This window comes from Methylobacterium sp. WL1, assembly GCF_008000895.1.
In the GTDB taxonomy this organism is placed as follows: Bacteria; Pseudomonadota; Alphaproteobacteria; order Rhizobiales; family Beijerinckiaceae; genus Methylobacterium.
Map to the genome: position 1 here is coordinate 1902963 of NZ_CP042823.1, position 19287 is coordinate 1922249.

A 19287-nucleotide genomic window follows, 5' to 3' on the forward strand; every position below is an offset into this window, starting at 1 on the left:
AACTTAGAATTCGCTCAGGCGGCGAATAATGCCCAGCTTGAAGTTTTCGAGATGAGCCGCGATGGCATCGGCCGCCGCCGCCGCGTCCCCGGCTCGCAGGGCGGCGACCACCGCCAAGTGCTCGCGATGCACTGCCTCGAACCGTTCGGGCATCCGGCTCAGGTTAAACATCTGCGTCTTAAGCCGCAGATCCTTGATCGTCTTGGCCAGGATCGCATTTTGACTGTGATCGGCGAACAGTTCGTGGAAACGGCGGTCGACCTCCCAGTTGCCCGGGGCATCCGGATCCCCCGCCGCCAGCAGCGCCTCGATCTGTCCCTGCAAATCCTCCAGCACGGCGTCGGCGATCCGGCCCGCGGCGAGCACGACGCTCTCCCGTTCCAGCAGGCGGCGGACGTGCAGGATCTCGATCAGCTCGCGCAGGGAGAACTCCTTCACGACGAGCATCCCGCCGGGCTGCCGCTCGATCAGGCCCTCGGTCTCCAGCCGCGACATCGCCTCGCGGGTCGGTGTGCGCGAGATGTCGAGCATCTCGGCGAGGCGACGCTCGTGCAGCACGGTCCCGGCCGGAAGGTCGCGCCGCACCAGCATGTCGAGCAGCTTGTCATAGGCCATCTGACCCAGGCTCTGTTCGCGCCGGGCGTTGAGCGCCGTCGTGTACGACGATGCGTCAAGGGTCTTCATCGGTTCCTCCCGGAGCGGCCGGCCGGGCCGCCCCCGTCTTCTTGTCGGTATGCCGTGTCGCCGCCGCCTTTCACATGGCGTTCGTGCGGATCGGCTCCTTCGGCGCCGGGTCATAGCCGATCAGCGGGGTGATGAGCTTGGCATAGGTGCCGTCGGCGACCATCCCGGCGAGGGCTTTGTTGACGGCCGCATGCAGGTTCGGCTTCCCCTTCTTGATGGCAAAGCCCTTCTGGATGGTGCTGAGCGGGGTTTCGATCATCACCAGCGGCAGCTTGCGGGCCTTGATCGCGTAGTTGCCGGCCACCGCGTCGTTGATCACCGCGTCGATGTTGCCACCGACGAGGTCCTGCATGGCGTCCGCGGCGGTCTTGTAGCTCTTCAAGGTGGCGCCGTGGTCCTCGGCGAGCTTTCCGAAGGTCGAGGCCGAGAGGGCGCCCACATTCCGGCCCTTTAGATCGTCCGGACCCTTGATGCCCGTATCCTTGCGGGTGACGATCCGCGCCCCGGATTCGAGCCACCCGTCCGCGAAGGCGACCTGCTTCTGCCGGGCGGGCGTGATGTCCATCGACTCGCTGGTGATGTCGTACTGATCGGCCATCAGGCCGATCAGCAGGGCATCGAACTTGACGTTCACGGGGCTGTATTCGAGCCCGAGCCTGCGGCAGACCTCGCGCATCACCCGGACCTCCAGCCCGTCGAGCTCGCCGCTCGGCGTACGCATGCTGAAGGGCGCGAAGGTGCTGTCGGTCGCCACGATCAGCTTGCCGGGCTCGATCAGTTCCAGCTTGCCCTCGGCCGCGCGGACCGCGGGAGCAGCCAGCAGGCTGGTGCAGAGGGCAGCGAGTGCGAGGAGGTGTCGGCGGTTCATAGCAATCTCCGATGTTGGGACGGGGCGAGAGGTGTGAGCCGCGGCCCGACTCGCGGCAGGCGCTGCTCAGGACAGACGGGCGTAGCGCCGCTCGAAGTAGGCGGAGAGCTGCGACAGGATCGACGTGAGGCCGAGGTAAATCAGCGCCGCCGCGATGTAGAAATCGAACGGGCGAAACGTGGTGGCGATCATGAGCTGGGCGTAGAGGGTCAGCTCGACCACCGTGATCGTCGAGAGCAACGACGTGTTCTTGACCGACGAGATCGCCTCGTTGGTGAGCGAAGGCAGGATCATGCGGAAGACCTGCGGCATTACGATCCGCGCCATCATGATCCGCGGGTTCATGCCCAAGGCCAAGGCCGATTCCATCTGACCCCGGGGGATCGCCGCGAGGCCGGCACGGATGGTCTCGGCTACGTAGGCGCCGCTGCTGACGCCCAGCGCGATGATCCCGGCGGTGATCGGCGACAGCTTCACGCCGATCTGCGGCATGCCGAAATAGACGATGAACACCTGGACAAGGGTCGGCGTACCCCGAATAAACCAGACGTAGAAGCTCGCCAGGGCCCGGAAGGGAGCGAAGGACGAGCGCTTGCCTAGCGCCCCGAGCAGGCCGCAGACCCAGCTCACAAGAATACTCGCCACCGTGACGCCGAGAACGACGATGGTCGCCGAGAGAAAGCCGGGGCCGTAGGTGACGACCTCTTCCGAGAGGCTGAGCCACCAGTCCTGAATTGCCGTGACGCTCATCACCGTCCGAACTCCCCGCTGGATATGCGGCTACTCACGCCGAGTGCCCGAGGCCGGTCGGCTCGTGCAGCACACGCCGGAGGAAGTGGCGCAACCGCTCGCTCCGAGGGGCACCGATGACTTCCTTAGGCGGGCCGTCCTCGGCGATCACGCCACCGTCGAAGAACAGAGTGCGGGTGCCGACGTCGCGGGCGAAGGCCATCTCGTGGGTGACGAGCAGCATCGTCATCCCATCCGCCGCGAGGGAGGCCATCAGCGCCAGCACCTCGCCCACCAGCTCAGGATCGAGGGCCGAGGTCACCTCGTCGAACAGCATCACCTTGGGTGCCATCGCCAGGGCGCGCACGATCGCCACGCGCTGCTGCTGCCCACCCGAGAGCTTCGACGGGTAGGCTTGCCTCTTCTCGTAGAGGCCGATGCGCTCTAGCAGCGCCTCAGCTTCCTCCACCGCCTGCCGGCGCGGCATTCGTCGCACTCTGATCGGCGCCTCGACGACGTTCTCCAGCACGGTCATGTGCGGCCAGAGATTGTAGCTCTGGAAGACCATGCCGATCCGCGCCCGCAATTCGCAGAGCTGCTGCGGGGTCGGCTGACGACGGGCGCCCAGCTCGTAGTCGAAGGCGAATCGCTCGAAATCCATGAAGCCAGAGGTCGGCGTCTCCATAAGGTTCAGGCACCGCAGGAAGGTGCTCTTGCCCGAGCCGCTCGCGCCGATGATCGACACCACTTCGCCCTCGTGGATATCGAGGGAGATGCCCTTCAGGACTTCGTTGGCGCCGTAGCTCTTGTGCAGCTTCCTGATCTTCAAAAGCGGCGTCTTGGCGACTTCGATCTCCGTCATCGTTCACCCTAAATCGTTGTCATCGTTTCGATTTTTATTGCAATACTGTGATAGTACTTGAACCTATCGATCTATTCGCTCTACCGTTCAAGAATATTACCGTGATATGCCGATCTGTATTGGATTTTCATGTTGCCAGTATCGAGGCGATGCGATACACTCATCGGTATACCACCGGCATTCAAGCGGTATTTATGAGCAGGGCTGCCTCGTACGTGTTCACTGAGCCTTCCTTCCCCCGTTCCCCCTCCGCGGAACCGTCGGGCGTCTGCCTCATCGTTCAGCCGATCCACGCAGCCGGGCTGGCCCGTCTCCGGGCGGCGGGGCTTGAGCACCGGATCGCCACCGACCTCGCCCCCGCGACTCTCGTCCGCGAGGCGGCCGACTGTGTCGCGGTGATCACGCGCAACGGCGGCTTCCCCGCAGAGGCGGTGCTGGCCGCGCCCCGGCTGAGGGTGATCGGGGTTCATGGCACCGGGACTGACCCGGTGGCCGTTCCCGAGGCGACGAGGGTAGGAATTCCGGTCGTCAACACGCCGGGGGCCAATGCCCAGTCCGTCGCCGAGCATGCGATCGGCCTGATCTTCGCCCTGGCGAAGGCGATCCCGCAGGCCGACCGGGCCATGCGGGAAGGCGACCACGATTTCCGCTACGGGGCGCGCCTCGTGGAACTCGCCGGGCTGACGCTCGGTCTCGTCGGGTTCGGTGCCATCGGGCAAGCGACCGGCCGACTGGCGGCGGCCCTCGGCATGGAAGTGCTCGCCTACGGCCCGACACGGCCCGACTCCGATTTTCAGGCCATAGGGGCCGAGCGCGCCACCTCCCTGCCGGACCTCCTCGCCCGGGCCGACGTGGTCTCCCTGCACCTGCCGCTCACGCCCCTGACCCGTGGGCTGATCGGTTCGGGGGAGCTGACCCGCATGAAGGCTGGCGCTTTTTTGATCAACACCGCCCGTGGCGCCTTGGTGGACGAGGGTGCCCTGGCCAAGGCTCTCGCTGCTGGGACCATTGCTGGCGCGGGGCTCGACGTGGTGTCGGGGGACGCGCTCGCGCACGACCATCCGCTCCATGGGGAGCGCCGGGCGATCCTTACCCCCCATGTCGCGGCATCCACCGAGGCGGCCCTGATCCGTGCGGCCGAGCGGGTCGCCGGGCAGGTGGTCGACGTGCTCGCCGGCCGCCGCCCACCGAACCTCGTCAACGCGGAGGTCTGGGATCGGCGGCGGCAGGGTGAACCGTCCGCGGAGTTTCCGGCATGAACGGGTTAGGGGCTGCAACGGGCGCAGATTTGATCGCCATCGACCCGGACTTCTGCGCCGGACTGTTCGCGCAGCTCCTGTCCTTCAGCCACGACGAGCCCGGGGTCACGCGGGCTGCCTACGGCGAGGGGGAGGAGCGGGCCCACGCCCTTATGCGAGCGACCGGGCTCGCACTGGGTCTGAGGCCCGAATGCGATGCCGCCGGCAATCTCTTCCTGACAATGCTGGGACGCGACCCGGCACTGTCACCCTGGATGGTCGGCTCGCATGTGGATACGGTACCGCACGGTGGTAACTTCGATGGTGCGGCCGGGGTGATTGGTGGCCTCGCAGCCCTTGAAGCTCTGCGCCGGGCGGGCCTCGTGCCGGCGCGCCCGGTGACGGTGGCGGTGTTCCGAGCCGAAGAGAGCGTGTGGTTCCCTGCCTCCTATGTCGGCAGCCGCGCCGCCTTCGGCTTACTGCCGCCCGACGTGCTCGACCTGCCCCGCGCCGATTCCGGCCGGAGCCTGCGCGAGCACATGGCTGAGCTCGGCCTGCGGCCGGAGGCTGTGGCGCGGGGCGAGCGGCTGCTCGACCCGACGCGGATCCACGGTTTTGTGGAAATGCATATCGAACAGGGTCCGGCGCTGGAGGCGACCGGGGTCCCGGTAGGCTTCGTCACGGCGATCAGCGGCAGCTTCCGCTACCGCAAGGCCGCCTGCTTCGGCCGCTACGGCCATTCCGGCGCGGTAGCGCGGTCCGAGCGCAGCGACGCCGTCTTCGCCCTCGCCGACCTGATCACCGGCCTCGATGCCCTGTGGGGCACGCTGGAGGCGGAGGGGCGGCCGGCCACGATCACGCTGGGCGAGGTCGGCACTGACCCGGTCCAGCACGCCTTCGCCAAGATCCCCGGCGAGGTCCGCTTCTGCCTCGACGTGCGCAGCACCGAGCCCGCCGTTCTGGACCGGATCGAGGCGGCCTTGGCCGAATTGGTTGCCGCCATCGAGGCCGCCCGCGGCGTGCGCTTCGTCCTGGGCGAGCGCACTGGCAGCACGCCGGCCCGAATGAGCTCAGCGTTGGTCGAGGCCCTGTCGGGCCATGCGCATCGGCTCGGGATGCCGTTCCGGACCATGCCGAGCGGGGCGGGACACGACACCGCGACCCTCGCCGGCCAGGGCGTGCCAAGCACGATGATCTTCATCCGCAACCAGAACGGCAGCCATAACCCGCACGAGGCGATGCGGATCGAGGATCTGTGCGCCGCCGCGGCCCTGGTGGCGCACCTCGTCGCAGAAGCCTGACCCCGCAGACAGAACCCACGCGAAAGGATGCACCGATGATCGTCGATCTGAACTGCGACATGGGCGAGGGCTTCGGCGTCTATCGCCTCGGCGACGACGCCGAGATGCTGACGGTGGCGACCTCCGCCAACATCGCCTGCGGCTTCCACGCGGGTGACCCGCTGGTGATGCACGAGACCCTGCGCGGCGCCGCCGCGAACGGCGTGCAGGCCGGCGCGCATCCAAGCTTCCTCGACCTCTGGGGCTTCGGCCGGCGGCCGATCCACGGCGAACGCTCGGCCGACATCGAGAAGGCGGTTCTCTACCAGGTCGGCGCCCTCCTGGCGCTCGCCCAGGATGCCGGCTGCCCGGTCCGCCACGTGAAGACGCACGGGGCGATGGGCAACATGGCCAACGAGGATGCCGACCTCGCCGTAGCGGTGGCGCGGGCGATCCGCACTCTCGACCGCGACCTGATCTTCGTGGTCATGCCGGGCCTGGAGACCGAGAAGGCCGGCGAGAAGCTCGGCCTGCTGATCGCCCGCGAGATCTACGCCGACCGCGCCTACGCGGATGATGGCTCCCTCGTCTCGCGCAGGCTACCCGGCGCCGTGCTGCACGATCCCGACTCCGTCTCGGAGCGCGTGATGCGGATGTTGGAGGATGGGGCGATCACCAGCCTATCCGGCCGGCGCATCCCGACTCGGATCGACACGATCTGCGTTCACGGCGACACGCCCGGCGCCGTCGCCATGGGACGCCGCCTGCGCGAGGATTGCTCCGCCAAGGGCATCGGTCTGCGTCCAATGGCTGAGGTGCTTGGTGTCTGAGCCTGGCTATCGCCTCCTCGATTGCGGCGATCGTGCCCTGACGGTCGAACTTGGCAAGACGGTTGATCCTGCGGTCAACGCGCAGGTCATCGCCCTGGACGAGGCGATCCGCGGCGCTGGACGACCGGGCCTCTTGGAGACGGTGCCGACCTATCGCTCGCTCCTCGTCCTCTACGACCCTGACCGGTTGCCCCGGGTCGAACTCGCGGCGCTGATCGCCGCCCATTGGCCGCCCCCGGAAGCAGGGGCCGGCGCGGGCCGCCGCTGGCGGGTACCAGTCCACTACGGCGGCGAGCACGGGGCCGACCTCGCCTCGCTTGCGGCCGGGGCGGGCTTGAGCCCGGAGGAGGTGGTCGCCGTCCATGCCGGCCGCGATTACCGCGTCTACATGATCGGCTTCGCCCCCGGCTTCGCCTATCTCGGCGGCCTGGATCCCCGCATCCATGCGAGCCGGCGCACCGATCCCCGACCCAAGACCCCGGCGGGCAGTGTATCCATCGGCGGGAACCAGACCGGCGTCTCGCCACCCCTGGAGTTGCCTAGCGGCTGGCAACTCATCGGCCGCACGCCCGCACGCTCCTACGATCCGGCGCGTGCCGAGCCGTTCCTGTTCACGGCCGGAGATCTGATCCGGTTCGACCCCATCGGCCGCGCCGAGTTCGATTCTCTCAGCGAGGCCGCCCGTGCCGGTGAGACCGTGGCCACCTTGGAGCGAATCGATGGCTGAAGGCCTGCGCGTCGTTGCCCCTGGTGTCGCCTCGACCCTGCAGGATGCCGGTCGGCAGGGCTACCTGCGCTACGGTATCTCCGGGTCCGGGGCGATGGATCCCGATCTGCTGGCCCTGGCCAACGCCCTTGTCGGCAATCCGCTCGACACGGCCGTGATCGAGATGGCGATGGTCGGCCCCACCCTCGTATGCGAGGCGGAATCCTGCCGCATCGCCCTCGCCGGGGCGCCCTTCGGGATGATCCTGAATGGGCGCATACTCGACCTCTTCACCGCCTACGACCTACGGCGGGGGGATCGGCTCATCCTGGGCGCCCCACGGCAGGGCTTACGGGCCTGCCTCGCGGTCGCCGGGGGCTTCGCCGTGGCGCCGATGCTCGCCAGCGTCTCGACGCATAGCCGTACTCGCCTAGGCGGCCTGGACGGCAATCCTCTCGCTGCGGGCGACCTGCTACCCCTCGGCGCGCCCAAGTCCAGCGACCGACCGCTGACCCTGCCGCCGCTCCACCGGCCACGTCTAGGCGGTCCGATCCGGGTTGTTCTCGGGCCGCAGGCCGACAGCTTCACCGAAGAGGGTCTGCGAACCTTCCTCTCCGCGCCCTACACGCTCACCGCGCGGGCGGACCGGATGGGCTGCCACCTCGACGGGCCGCCGATCGCCCATGCAGATGGCTTCAACATAGTCTCAGACGGGATCGTGAACGGCTCGATCCAGGTGCCCGGACACGGACGTCCCCTCATCCTGCTCGCCGACCGCCACACCACCGGAGGGTATCCAAAGATCGCCACGGTGATCTCGGCCGATCTCGGTCGCCTGTCGCAGGTGCGGCCGGGCGAAACAATTGTGTTCGAAGCCGTCACCGTCGAGGAGGCCCAGTCCCTCGCCCGCGGGGCGAAACGTACCCTCGCAGCGCGACGGGCGGCCCTCGTACCGGCCGGCGGCGCAGAGCTCGACAGCGCCTTCCTGCTGTCCTGCAACCTCATCGGTGGCGTCATCTCGGCGAGCGCTCTCGAACCGGCCGCCTGAGGGCGCGACGGTCCCGTCCATACACGACGAAAAGGCTTATCGATGCTCACGCCATTCCACCTCGCCTACCACGTCACCGACCTCGACGCGGCGCGCCGCTTCTACGGCGGTGTGCTCGGTTGCCGGGAGGGGCGCAGCACGGAGACCTGGGTGGATTTCGAATTCTTCGGCCATCAGATCTCGCTGCATCTGGGTGAGCCCTTCGCGACGACCCGGACCGGAAAGGTCGGTACCCACATGGTGATGATGCCCCATCTCGGCGTGGTGCTGCCGCTCGACGCCTGGGAGGCACTGGCCGCCCGCATTGAGGTGGAGGGCGTTGCTTTTGACATCCCGCCGGTAATCCGTTTCGCGGGGGAGCCCGGCGAGCAGCGCACGATGTTCTTCTTCGACCCAAGCGGTAACCCCATCGAAATCAAGGGTTTTAGGGATCTCAAGAGCGTCTTCGAACACTGACTTACATTCGCAGTTAGCCCTCACGCGCCTGAATGCCGGCTCGTTCGTTCCGTGGCGCGGTCGAGCAGGCGGAAGGCGGAGCATGATGGCGATTCGCTGTTGAATGTCCGCGCTCAAGCGAAGAAGAGAAGCGCCTGGATGGCTGAAATGGGCGCCAAGCCGAACGACCGGTTTTGCGGCTGGCAGCGGCCTGGCGCGACTTAGATTGGCCGAAATCGGACTGGCTGGTTTCGACTTCACCATGTCCTTAAGCGGACGTCGCAACAGCCTCGCTTCCCGTATCCAAAGAACACGTTTTGCCGACCTTTGAATAGCCGACATGGTTACCCGACAGGATTTCAATCGCGTTGATTAGTCTATCATATACGGCCTACGACCATCGGGAAAACGATCGTTTTCGGGGCATCAGGGCGTACCCAGTTGAACGATCAGTTGGGGTGGTTCTCCGCCAGGCCGCTTCCAAGTAGCCGCGAATCGAAGCGGACGTCGCGGTTTGGCCCGCTCACGACCCCTTGCAGACCCACGGAACGTCCGCTTGTAGCTTGCTCGGGGTGGCAGGAATCTACTGCCGGAACAGGCAGTCATGCGGCTGCAGCCGAGCCCTGCAAGAAGTGAGTTATTCACGAACAAACTTCACCTGCCGTCATGAACTGAGCCGCATACTCCTCCTCGATCGAGGATGGTTAAAGATGTTCAAGCGGCTCGCGGACCGCGTTTCATTGCGCCGCCAGATCAGTCTGCTCGCCGGCGCCATCGGCCTTGCTATTGTCGGCGTGACCACGATCGGGTCCGCGCTGCTGGCGCGCGGGCAGGCCACCGATATGGCGCAGAACACCCTCCTGCAGGTCGCCCGGTCGATGGCCGATCGACTTGATCAGGACATGGCCGAACGCCTGCGGGAAGTCCGCAACGTTGGTTCACTCGAACCGCTGCAGCCCCACTGGATGGCGAACACCGGCGGCCTGCGCATAGTGCTTGAGACGATGCAGAGGACGTTGCCGGACTACGCCTGGATCGGGTTTGCCGATCGCGACGGCCGGGTGCGTGCTGCAACAGGCGGCGTTCTTGATGGGGTAAGCGTCAGCCAGCGCCCCTGGTTCAGCAATGGTCTTCGGCAAGCGGCGGTGGAGGATGTGCACGCGGCAGCCCTGCTGGAATCCAAGCTTCCTCCCTACAGCGATGGAACGCCGTTTCGGTTCGTGGACTTGGCTGTCCCGGTCCGCGATGCCTCGGGACAGATCATCGGTGTCCTTGGGGCGCACCTCAGCTGGCGATGGGCAGACGTGGTCCGGCGCGAGGTCCTGTCGTCTCGCAGACCTGAGCTGAAGGAGGACGTAGTCGTCCTCGATCGCTCCGGCCGAGTTCTGCTCGGATCCGACGCTTTAGCGACCCCGTACACGGCCGCGGAACTCGCATCCGGGAATTTCATCGTCCAGAGCGCTGAGGGCACTCGGCTTGCTGCGGTCGCTGCAACGCGCGGTCGAGGCGAATATCCGGGCCTGGGATGGACCGTCGTCGCGCTGCAGCCGATCGATACGGCGCTGGCCGGGGCTAACCGTCTGACCAGCCTTATCCTTCTCCTCGGGCTCTCCACGGCTATCCTCGGTGCTGTCGGTATCTGGTGGGTCGCGGCCCGGCTGACCCAGCCACTGACGCAGCTGACGGCGGCAGTCGACCGCATCGGCCGCGAGGCGAATGCGACGATGACGCGCCACCTGCACGGCTCTCCCGAGGTTCTGCACCTATCGACCTCTGTCAGATCGCTCTTGAGACGCATCGGCACGGTCGAGGCGGGTGCCCGCCTTATCGAAGTGGAGGCCTCACACGCGATCGAAGCCGCAGAGAATCGCCTCAAACGTCTCGGCGCCGATCTGCACGCCATGCAGGTTCTTGCCGACACCGACGCACTGACTGCTCTCCTCAACCGACGCGCGTTCCTGCCCTTAGCCAACGGCGCGATGAGCAACTTCAAGCGGTACCGGCGTTCGATCTGCATTCTGATGATCGACATCGATCACTTCAAGCGTGTCAACGACCTGTACGGGCATGCCGCGGGCGATGAGGTTATCCGCCAAGTTGGGCGCATCGTCAGCGAGGCTATCCGACCCACCGACAAGGTGGCGCGGTTCGGTGGCGAGGAGTTCGTGGTCCTGCTCTGCGAAATTGGTCTGGAAGGCGCGGCTATCTTCGCGGACCGCATCCGACAGACGGTGGCAAACACTGTATTTGAGCCTGGCGGTCAGTGTCTCAGAGCTACAATCAGCATCGGCATGGCCGAGGCTGAGTTCACCGATGGCGACGTCGATCACACGATCGAACGGGCAGACCGCGCACTCTATGCGGCCAAGTCCGGCGGCCGCAACTGCGTGCGATCGTTTGAGGCTTCAAAATCACCAGGTCTGAAAGCGGCAGCTTAGAGCGACCGCGGGATATCCCAGTCGCTTACGTGAGAGGCTACTGGGTCGAGATCTCCCGGATCGCCGAGCCCTTACTTTTACATTGAGAGCGACGAGGCGGCTGAAGCTGTCGTCACGGGGCACAGGGTCGTCATGCATGATCTGACCCAAAGGTGAACCAGTCTCTATCCATGCAGCTTTAGTTAGCGATGATCAACGCACCTGGGCCATTAGGTCGCGGGCGATTAGGCCGCCCGAGGCTCCGCAAAGGGTGGCAAGCAGCAATTATGCTTTCGGCACTAGGAGAAATGCCGCTTTCAAACCCGGAAAATCGCTCTGATGCCGTTAATTTCCCTCCTTTGCGTGCTACGATCTAGTCGATCCAGCTATAAGACACGCTTTTTTGAGGCTGTAAGGCCGCATTCCTGCTACAAACAGAGTTTGGCAAGGGTTTTTCAGTTAGATGGATCAGGGGGATATGAGGCTCAGGTCGGGTGAAAGCGCCGCCCGTACCTTTGCCGCACGAAGGCTTGCAGTCGCACTATGTCTGAAATTTTACACAAGGACCGTTCCGAGGAAGCGCGCCTGAGTGCACTTCAACAGTACGACCTGCTCGACACGCCGCCGAGCGAGAGCTTCGACCGCATCACGCGGATGGCTAGCCAGATCTTCAACCTGCCAATTTCAGCGGTGTCGCTGACGGATCGCGACCGGCAATGGTTCAAGTCGCGCATCGGCGTCGAGCATTCATCGATCCCGCGGGAACAGGCGCCGTGCGGACAGGTGGCTGAGACCACCGACGTTCTGGTGATCCCCGACTTCAAGAAAGATGCCTGCTACGCCGACAGCGTGCTCGGCCGCAGCGGCATCCGCTTCTATGCCGGCGCGCCGCTGGTGACCCGCGAAGGTTACGGGCTCGGCGCCCTATGCGTTTTAGGAACTGAGCCGCGCGCTGCCACTGAGGCCGAGGTCGCCGCCCTGAAAGATTTGGCCGCGATGGTCATGGCGCAGATCGAGTTGCAGCATGCCTTTGGCCGGATCGACCCGCTGAGCGGCCTGCCGAGCCGGAACCAGTTCCTTGATGACCTGTCCGATCTCGCGGCCGAGCGTCCGGACGAGGCTCGGCTTGCCGTGCTCATCGATCTCGCGCGTCCCGAACAGATCAATGCCTATGCCCGCGTCATGGGCCTGGGCCGCATCGACGATTTAATCAGGGACACCGCGCGCGGAATACACCGTGACATCGGTAGAGAGCTCAAGCTCTATCACACGGCGGCCACGCAATTCGCCTTCCTGGCGCCCCCGGGAGTCCGACAAGACGATTATGTCCGTCGGCTGACGGACGGACAGAGGGAGGCGCAGCAGCGCTCCATCACTGGAATGCTTATGACCAGCGCCATCGGTGTGACCGTCTTTGCGCCCGGATCGACCAGACCGCAAGACGTACTGCGAGCCCTCTACGGCGCGGTTCAGGAAGCCCGCATGTCGCCCGATCTAGTCGGCATCTATTCACTCGCGGCCGATCAAGCCTATCATCGCCGATACAGACTGCTGCAGGACTTCGGGTCGGCACTGCTTGCTGGTGATCAGTTGCGGCTCGTGTTCCAGCCGCGCATCGATCTGCCCACGGGACGATGTATCGGCGCGGAAGCGCTGCTGCGCTGGAACCACCCGGTCTTGGGCCCCGTGTCTCCCAGCGAGTTCGTCCCGGTCATCGAGCACTCACCACACGCCCAAGCCATGACGACCTTCGTTCTGGAAACAGCCCTCGCGCAGGCGCGTCGCTGGCGAGACGCCAAGCGTGAGATTGTGATTTCGGTCAACGTCTCGGCTGCCAACCTGCACGAAATGGATTTCGCCCATTCCGTCCAGGTCGCGCTTGAGCGGCTCGGTCTGGAACCGGAGCGACTAGAGTTGGAGGTGACTGAGAGCGCTATCATGCAGGATGCTATCAACGCGCGGCGCCAGTTGGACGAGCTTGCCGCCGCCGGGGTTCGCCTAGCGATCGATGATTTTGGCACCGGCTACAGCAGCCTCGCCTATCTTCAGGATCTGCCAGCCCACGTCGTGAAGATCGACCGAAGCTTCGTACTGAAACTAAGCGAAGGCCAGAAGGAGATGTCGCTCGTGCGCTCGATGATCGGCCTCTCGCATGATCTCGGCTACCGTGTGGTAGCGGAAGGCATCGAGACCGTTGAGGCGGCCGATCTGCTTTTGGCGATGCAATGCGATGAGGCCCAGGGCTACTTCTTTGCTCGTCCGCTGGAGGTCGATGAATTTCAGAGTTGTTTTGAAGACCACGAGTAAAATATCAAATCTTCGGGTAATATAAGTAATCGAAAATGGTCAAACAGAATGAGATATATTCGTAATAACGCTGTTTCTAAATGCAATATGCTAATTGCTAATCAGGTTGAATGGGGAATTATTTGGACACCCTATAAATTTCGATGATAGCGATGGCGAAAACAGAATTTATTCAAAAACTTTAATTATTTTCAGGTAATCTAACTTTTCTATGCAACTAACTAGATTCAAATTATTTCTTGGTTCGGAGCGGACTTCACATCTATGTCTGATCCAATACATTCGATTTTTGGGAGTGAATGAGCAGGAAACCATCCTACCCGAACGCAGGCCGTGCTTTATTGATCTGCCACGAGCGGACCTTTTGAGGATCCGAGAAGGGCCGGAGGCAGCCCCAAGCTTCGGGTATCAAGTGTCGGGTTCGGGCCAATCGTCGCAAATTGCGGATCTGGAGCCGTACAGGCGCCTCTGCACTTACTCGGATTCTGTAGCGGAAAACGACCCGCGCCCGTCCAGAGCCAAATTTGGCGACCGTAGAAGCCGCCCGTCGATCCATGAAACCCGCCGGTCCTGGGACCAGCGGGCTCTCACGATTCCAGGGGTAAGAACCGTGCGGTTCAAGCTGCCTTGCGAGCCTTCTCACGAGGCTCGGTGTGTGAGCCGGGCTGCCCCAGTCCGATCGCCTTGGCCAGCGCTGAACGCTGTTCGGCATAGCTGGGGGCGACCATCGGGTAGTCGGCTGGAAGACCGTAGCGCTCGCAGTAGGTCTGCGGGGTCAGCCCATTGGCGGTCAGGTGCCGCTTGAGCGTCTTGTATGTCTTTCCATCGACGAAGCTCGTCAGACCGTCCTGCTGAACCGACTTGCGGATCTGGGCGGGAGATGGTTGTGCAACTTCTGGCTGAGATTCGGCGGCACTGGCAGCTGAACCTGAAGCAATCGAAGCGATGGTGTCGTGCATGGCTCGGATCAGACCAGCCAACTCAGCGACCGGCACGGAATTGTTCGAGATGTACGCGGCGACAACCTCACCAGCCAATCGGACGGAATCAACCTGAGGTCCGGTATCTTCTAGTATCATCTTACTACTGCTCAGTTGGAAGCTTAGGTGCGTGCATGCACCACGGCCACGCAAATTAGATCAGCAGCGAAAGGCAGGATTCAAGCCCCGACTGCCGGGGATTCCAATATGGTTAACAGAAGCCCGCCGGTCGTGGGGCTAGCGGGTTGCTTCGTTGCGGACGAGTTTAATGCGCTCGTTGAAGAAGGAAGCGGAATCCCAGTCACGGTACCCGAGGATCGGCCCCGCTCGCACAATCAGCTGATATGATGATCCAAGCGTCCGATGAATCGCTCGCGATCCCATACCTCGACGCTGCGCCCATCAGCCATACCACGAGCCGTGGTCATCGCTTCACCGTCATCTTCGGAACGGATGATCTCCGCTCCATCGATCCGACCATCCCCACGTAACCAGTAAACTCGGTAGCAAGGGCGTCGCTTGGTTTCGTCCCGGACTTGCGATTGAGCAAACATGGGAAGGCTCCCAAAGGGCGAAGCGGCTGCCCCTCGCGCCGTAACCGATCTCCAATATCGGTCGTACGAGTATCCTGTGATGACCGAACAGTGATCCGCAACAACCTGTATTAGAACTCATGAGCTATCTCTGGCGTCAGTGTGAAACCGTCCGCCAGAAAGCCTGTCGAGGCTGGAATCGTAAGCCAACGCACAAGTGATACCGATCCTCATTGATTAGAACCCATGAGCCCAGGCGCGCAGTCCGATAAAGATGGTGCGCCAGGGTCGGTCGATGAGGGTGTTCCAGTCGCGGCAGCAGTGGTCGAGGATGTCAGCGTAAAATTTGAAGACGCGGTTGCCGAGCCAGTTGTCGCGCATGAACTGCCAGAGGTTCTCCATGGGGTTCAGTCGGAGGAGCGAGCCGGCACGGGCAATAGGGTGATGTTGGCGGGCACGACGAGTTTCTTGGTTGTGCGCCAGCCCGCCTGATCGAGCAGCAGGACGGCGTGCGCACCGGGGCGACGACCTGGGCGATCTCTTCGAGATGCAAGGCCATCGCCTCGGTGATGCAGCGTGGCGTGACGAGGCCGTCCCCTTTGCCGAGGGCGGGGCAGATCGCACCGAAGATGTAGGCGGAGGCGGCGCGCTGGTCCTTCGGCGCCGCAGGTCGCGTGCCGCGCTTGGCCCAGCGGCGGGTGATCGTGTTCTTCTGGCCGACCCGAGCCTCGTCGGCGAACCAGATCTCTATCGGCTTGCCGCCGACGGCTTGCGCGATCTCCGTCCTGCGGGCGGGGAAGGCTTTCTAAAAACCGGGATGGCTTCCGGGTCCTGGGCGTGATGGCGCGGGCAGGCGGAGAGCTTGCGGTAGCCCCGGGCTCGCAGGACCCGGCTCAGCGAAGCGGACGAGCGAAAATCCCCCCAACCAAGTCGCAGACCGCCACGTGGTCGATAGCCGGGACGCGGACCTCGCGAGGCGCACAATGGGCCGCTAGCAGCCGCGGACTATCAAGGCGCGCCTGTTGCTGTAGCTTGACCTCTTGCGAACGGGTTGCCGCAGCCGTCGCGGTAGGCGTTCGCTATTGAGGAGCGTCGGAGGCTCACTGAACGACCGGGATGGGCGCAAAGCGACCTTGCTAACGGGATTGCTGCGGGAGAGGTCCAGCGGTCGGTCGGCCACATGGCCCTCCGGGTTGCGGCCGGTTCCTAGTCCACGTGTTCGCGAGGCGCGCCTACAGCCTACGCATAATCGTTGAGGGACGACCATCCAACGAGGAATTGGCCTGCCGCCGTCGCATGGCTGAGCATCTATAAGATCGCATCCTAACCGATAGCTAGCCATCTATAAGGGTCCCGCGCGAGGGCTCGATTTGCCTTCGGCGCCCAGGCGAACTGGATGTCCAAGAAGCTCGATTATTTGCGCCAAGCCTACACCCATACCTTGCTGCTGGCCGGGCGACAGTGGCGGCGCGCAGCTAACGGCGTCGTAGAATCACATGGCCTCTCCGACGCGACCGCGCTCCCTCTCATTCTCATTGGCCGACTCGATGGCGAGCCGCGCCAGAACGCTGTGGCCGAGGCCGTCGGCATCGAAGGCGCATCGCTGGTGAGGTTGCTCGATCAGCTCTGCACGGCTGGACTGGTCGTGCGGAAGGAAGATCCGACGGATAGGCGCGCCAAGATGCTCAGCCTCACGCAGGCCGGGCAGCAGACCGTGGCGCAGATGGAAGCCGAACTCAACGAACTACGGGAGCAGGTGTTCTCCGACGTCGACACCGCTGATCTGGAAGCGAGCGTGAGGGTCTTCCAAGCGCTTCAGAAGTACATCCGTGAGTTCCCGAACGGCATGGCTCGCGAGGAGGCCGCAGAATGACGCTCCCTGGCTGGCGCGACTGGGCGTTCTCGATCAAGACCTTCGTGGCGGCGGTGCTGGCGATGTATCTCGCCATGTGGATCGACCTGCCTCGGCCCTACTGGGCGCTGGGCACCGTTTACATCACCAGCCAGGTGCTGGCCGGTGCGACTCGGGCCAAGGCCCTCTACCGGGTCCTGGGCACCCTGCTGGGCGCTGTCGTCAGCATCACCCTCGTGCCGAACCTCGTCAATGCGCCTGAGCTTCTGACGCTCGCTATCGCGCTCTGGGTGTCGATCTGCCTGTACTTCTCGCTGCTCGACCGCACCCCCCGCAGCTATCTGATGATGCTCGGCGGCTACACGGCGGCCCTGATCGGCTTCCCGAGCGTGGGCGAACCGGGGACGATGTTCGACACCGCGGTGGCCCGCGCCGAGGAGATCACGCTCGGCATCCTGTGCGCCAGCCTCGTCAATACGATCGTATTGCCCCAGTCCGTGGCGCCGATGATATCCACGCGCCTGGATCTCTGGCTGCGCGACGCGCGCGGTTGGGTTGCCGACGTGCTCGGCCGTGCGCGTCAGACGAGAGACACTCAAGCCAAGCGGCTCAAGCTCGCCTCGGACGCCATCGCCTTCGACGCCCTGGCGACGCCGTTGCGCTACGACATGACCGGCGCCGAGCGCTCTGTCGCCGCCATGGCGACGCTGCGCCAGCACATGCTGATGTTTCTGCCGATCGTTTCGGCGGTCGCAGACCGAGTCGATGCCCTGGAGCAAGCCAAGGCGCTTCCGATCCGCGTGCGCGCCCTCCTCGACGATATGGCTGCGTGGCTCGCCTCTGGGGCGACCGACCCCGTCGCGGCTGACCGGCTGCGGATGGCAGCCGACGCGGTCGATCCGGTCCTTCACAAAAACTTCGCCTGGCCGGACCTGGTGCTCGCCAGCTTGGTGGCGCGCCTGCGCGACTTCATCGACCTGCGCCAGGATGCCAGGCTCCTGCAAAGGCACATCGTCGACGGGACGCCCGTTAGAAAGGAACTCGCCTTTCGCTATACCGCCGCCGCGCGCACGATCCGTCACCGTGACCATGGCATGGCGCTTCTGTCCGCGGTCGGCGTGTTCCTTGTCGTCCTGCTCACCTGCTCGATCTGGATCGCGACCGGTTGGCCGGATGGCTCCGGCGCGCCGATGATGGCGTCGGTCGGCTGCTGCTTCTTCGCCGCGCAGGACGACCCTGCACCGTCCATCCTTGGCTTCGCCAACTCGGCCGTGCTCGGCGCCGTCGTCGCCGCCATCTACCTGTTCGCGGTTCTGCCGCAGGCCACGAGCTTCGAGATGCTGGCCCTGGCGCTGGCGCCGGCGCTCATCCTGTGCGGAGTCTGCATGACGCAGCCGCGGACGGCGCCGATGGCGATGGGTGCTGCGGTCAACGGTTCGGCCGTGATCGCGCTCCAGAGCAGCTACACCGGCGACTTCGCTGCCTTCGCCAACTCTGCGCTCTCGATCATCGTCGGGATGTGGGTCGCCACGCTGGTGACACGCCTCGTCCGGTCGGTCGGGGCCGGGTGGTCGGCGCACCGCCTCCAGGCCGTGAACCGGCGCAGCCTCGCCCAGGCCGCCGAGCGTCACGGCGCGCAGAGCGGTCTGGAGCTCGCCGCCATCATGCTGGACCGCGTCGGACTGCTCGCTCCGCGTCTCGCAGCCTTACCGCCGGATGATGCGGAATGGACGGCCGATCTGCTCGCCGAGGTGCGGATCGGGGTGAACGTGGTCGAACTGCGCCGCGACCGCCGGCAGCTCTCGACGGAAGCCAGGACCGCGGTCGAGCGGCTCCTTGGCTGCATGGCGCGGCACTTCGGCGGCCGCGCGGCTCTCCCGCCCACCGAACTCCTGGTGTCCCTCGATGCGGCGCTCGACGCGGTGGCGATTGAACCGGAGCGCCCGGCACATCGAGCGGCGCTCCTCGGGCTTGTCGGCATCCGCCGCGGGCTGTTTCCCGAGGCTCCTCCCTATCGGCCGAGTCTGATGGCCCAAACCCAGGCGGCGCTTGCGGCATGACCGGCGAACTCGACATCTACGGCGTCTTCGTCCCGAGCCTCGGGGCCTGGATGATCCTCGCCTTCTTGATCAGCCTGCCCCTGCGCCGGATGCTCGCACTGACAGGCTTCTACCGGCTGGTCTGGCACCGGCCGCTGTTCGACCTCGCGCTCTACGTCGTCCTGCTGGGCTGTGTTGTCACGGTCGGGCAGCCCCTGATCTCCTGACAGTTCGTCGTTCGCCCCCGTCAGTTCCTCACGCCTTCTCTTGATCGTTTGGTTCCCGCCATGACACGGTTTCTCGCTCTTTCGTTCCGGCTCGTCGTCACCCTGGCGATGGTCGCCGCCGCCGTCGTTGTCGGCCTGGCTTTGTGGGACTACTACATGGAGGCGCCCTGGACCCGGGATGGTCGCGTGCGCGCCGACGTGGTCGAGGTGGCGCCGGACGTCTCCGGCCTCGTTGGCCTGCCCCCTGAAAAG

Annotated in this window: 16 protein-coding genes and 2 pseudogenes; 12 read left to right on the forward strand and 6 right to left on the reverse strand. The window is 64.7% G+C overall.

Features of this window, described 5'->3' with window-relative positions:
- Positions 1-3: 3 nt before the first annotated feature.
- From FVA80_RS09430 to FVA80_RS09445, 4 genes are all read right to left on the reverse strand, one after another.
- Positions 4-684: a GntR family transcriptional regulator gene (locus FVA80_RS09430; protein ID WP_147909018.1), complete on the reverse strand. Its 681-nt coding sequence runs from the start codon at positions 682-684 to the stop codon at positions 4-6.
- Positions 685-754: 70 nt separating this feature from the next.
- Positions 755-1552 carry a transporter substrate-binding domain-containing protein gene (locus FVA80_RS09435; protein WP_147909017.1) on the reverse strand — a complete coding sequence of 266 codons (798 nt, stop codon included), beginning with the start codon at positions 1550-1552 and terminating at the stop codon, positions 755-757.
- Between the two features lie 66 nt (positions 1553-1618).
- The gene (locus FVA80_RS09440) at positions 1619-2302 is read right to left on the reverse strand and encodes an amino acid ABC transporter permease (RefSeq protein ID WP_147909016.1); all 684 of its coding nucleotides are present in this window, start codon (positions 2300-2302) and stop codon (positions 1619-1621) included.
- A 34-nt stretch (positions 2303-2336) separates the two neighbouring features.
- A complete protein-coding gene (locus FVA80_RS09445; protein WP_147909015.1) occupies positions 2337-3143 on the reverse strand; it encodes an amino acid ABC transporter ATP-binding protein in 807 nt (268 codons plus the stop codon).
- A gap of 194 nt (positions 3144-3337) precedes the next feature.
- On the opposite strand from FVA80_RS09445, the gene FVA80_RS09450 reads away from it, so the two are divergent.
- The 8 genes from FVA80_RS09450 (at position 3338) to FVA80_RS09485 (ending at position 13404) form a co-directional block, all read left to right on the forward strand.
- Positions 3338-4402, forward strand: coding sequence for a hydroxyacid dehydrogenase (locus FVA80_RS09450; protein ID WP_246692333.1), 1065 nt, complete (start codon positions 3338-3340; stop codon positions 4400-4402).
- Entirely contained in the window at positions 4399-5682 is a 1284-nt protein-coding gene (locus FVA80_RS09455; protein WP_147909014.1) for a Zn-dependent hydrolase, read from the forward strand. The genes FVA80_RS09450 and FVA80_RS09455 overlap by 4 nt, the downstream gene beginning before the upstream one ends.
- 35 nt (positions 5683-5717) lie before the next feature.
- Complete coding sequence (locus FVA80_RS09460) at positions 5718-6491, forward strand: 5-oxoprolinase subunit PxpA (RefSeq protein ID WP_147909013.1); 774 nt, start codon at positions 5718-5720, stop codon at positions 6489-6491.
- Positions 6484-7218, forward strand: a complete 735-nt coding sequence (pxpB, locus tag FVA80_RS09465; RefSeq protein WP_147909012.1) for a 5-oxoprolinase subunit PxpB — start codon at positions 6484-6486, stop codon at positions 7216-7218. The genes FVA80_RS09460 and pxpB overlap by 8 nt, the downstream gene beginning before the upstream one ends.
- Positions 7211-8245 (forward strand): biotin-dependent carboxyltransferase family protein, encoded by a 1035-nt coding sequence (locus tag FVA80_RS09470; RefSeq protein WP_147909011.1) that lies wholly within the window; start codon positions 7211-7213, stop codon positions 8243-8245. Before pxpB ends, FVA80_RS09470 begins: the two co-directional genes overlap by 8 nt.
- Before the next feature lie 42 nt (positions 8246-8287).
- Positions 8288-8701, forward strand: a complete 414-nt coding sequence (locus FVA80_RS09475) for a VOC family protein (protein ID WP_147909010.1) — start codon at positions 8288-8290, stop codon at positions 8699-8701.
- Between the two features lie 689 nt (positions 8702-9390).
- The gene (locus FVA80_RS09480) at positions 9391-11118 is read left to right on the forward strand and encodes a sensor domain-containing diguanylate cyclase (RefSeq protein WP_147909009.1); all 1728 of its coding nucleotides are present in this window, start codon (positions 9391-9393) and stop codon (positions 11116-11118) included.
- A 522-nt stretch (positions 11119-11640) separates the two neighbouring features.
- Positions 11641-13404, forward strand: a complete 1764-nt coding sequence (locus FVA80_RS09485) for an EAL domain-containing protein (protein WP_147909008.1) — start codon at positions 11641-11643, stop codon at positions 13402-13404.
- Between the two features lie 617 nt (positions 13405-14021).
- Here FVA80_RS09485 and FVA80_RS09490 read toward each other — a convergent pair.
- Together FVA80_RS09490 and FVA80_RS09495 are read right to left on the reverse strand one after the other, a co-directional pair.
- Entirely contained in the window at positions 14022-14483 is a 462-nt protein-coding gene (locus tag FVA80_RS09490; protein WP_147909007.1) for a MucR family transcriptional regulator, read from the reverse strand.
- Positions 14484-15154: 671 nt separating this feature from the next.
- Positions 15155-15817 (reverse strand): annotated as a pseudogene (locus tag FVA80_RS09495) (IS630 family transposase); the annotation flags it as partial.
- A 496-nt stretch (positions 15818-16313) separates the two neighbouring features.
- On the opposite strand from FVA80_RS09495, the gene FVA80_RS09500 reads away from it, so the two are divergent.
- The 4 genes and pseudogenes from FVA80_RS09500 to FVA80_RS09515 form a co-directional block, all read left to right on the forward strand.
- Entirely contained in the window at positions 16314-16790 is a 477-nt protein-coding gene (locus FVA80_RS09500) for a MarR family transcriptional regulator (RefSeq protein WP_147909006.1), read from the forward strand.
- Positions 16787-18829, forward strand: a complete 2043-nt coding sequence (locus tag FVA80_RS09505; RefSeq protein ID WP_147909005.1) for an FUSC family protein — start codon at positions 16787-16789, stop codon at positions 18827-18829. Before FVA80_RS09500 ends, FVA80_RS09505 begins: the two co-directional genes overlap by 4 nt.
- Complete coding sequence (locus tag FVA80_RS09510; RefSeq protein WP_147909004.1) at positions 18826-19035, forward strand: DUF1656 domain-containing protein; 210 nt, start codon at positions 18826-18828, stop codon at positions 19033-19035. The genes FVA80_RS09505 and FVA80_RS09510 overlap by 4 nt, the downstream gene beginning before the upstream one ends.
- A 60-nt stretch (positions 19036-19095) precedes the next feature.
- Positions 19096-19269 (forward strand): annotated as a pseudogene (locus FVA80_RS09515) (efflux transporter periplasmic adaptor subunit); the annotation flags it as partial.
- Positions 19270-19287: the final 18 nt, after the last annotated feature.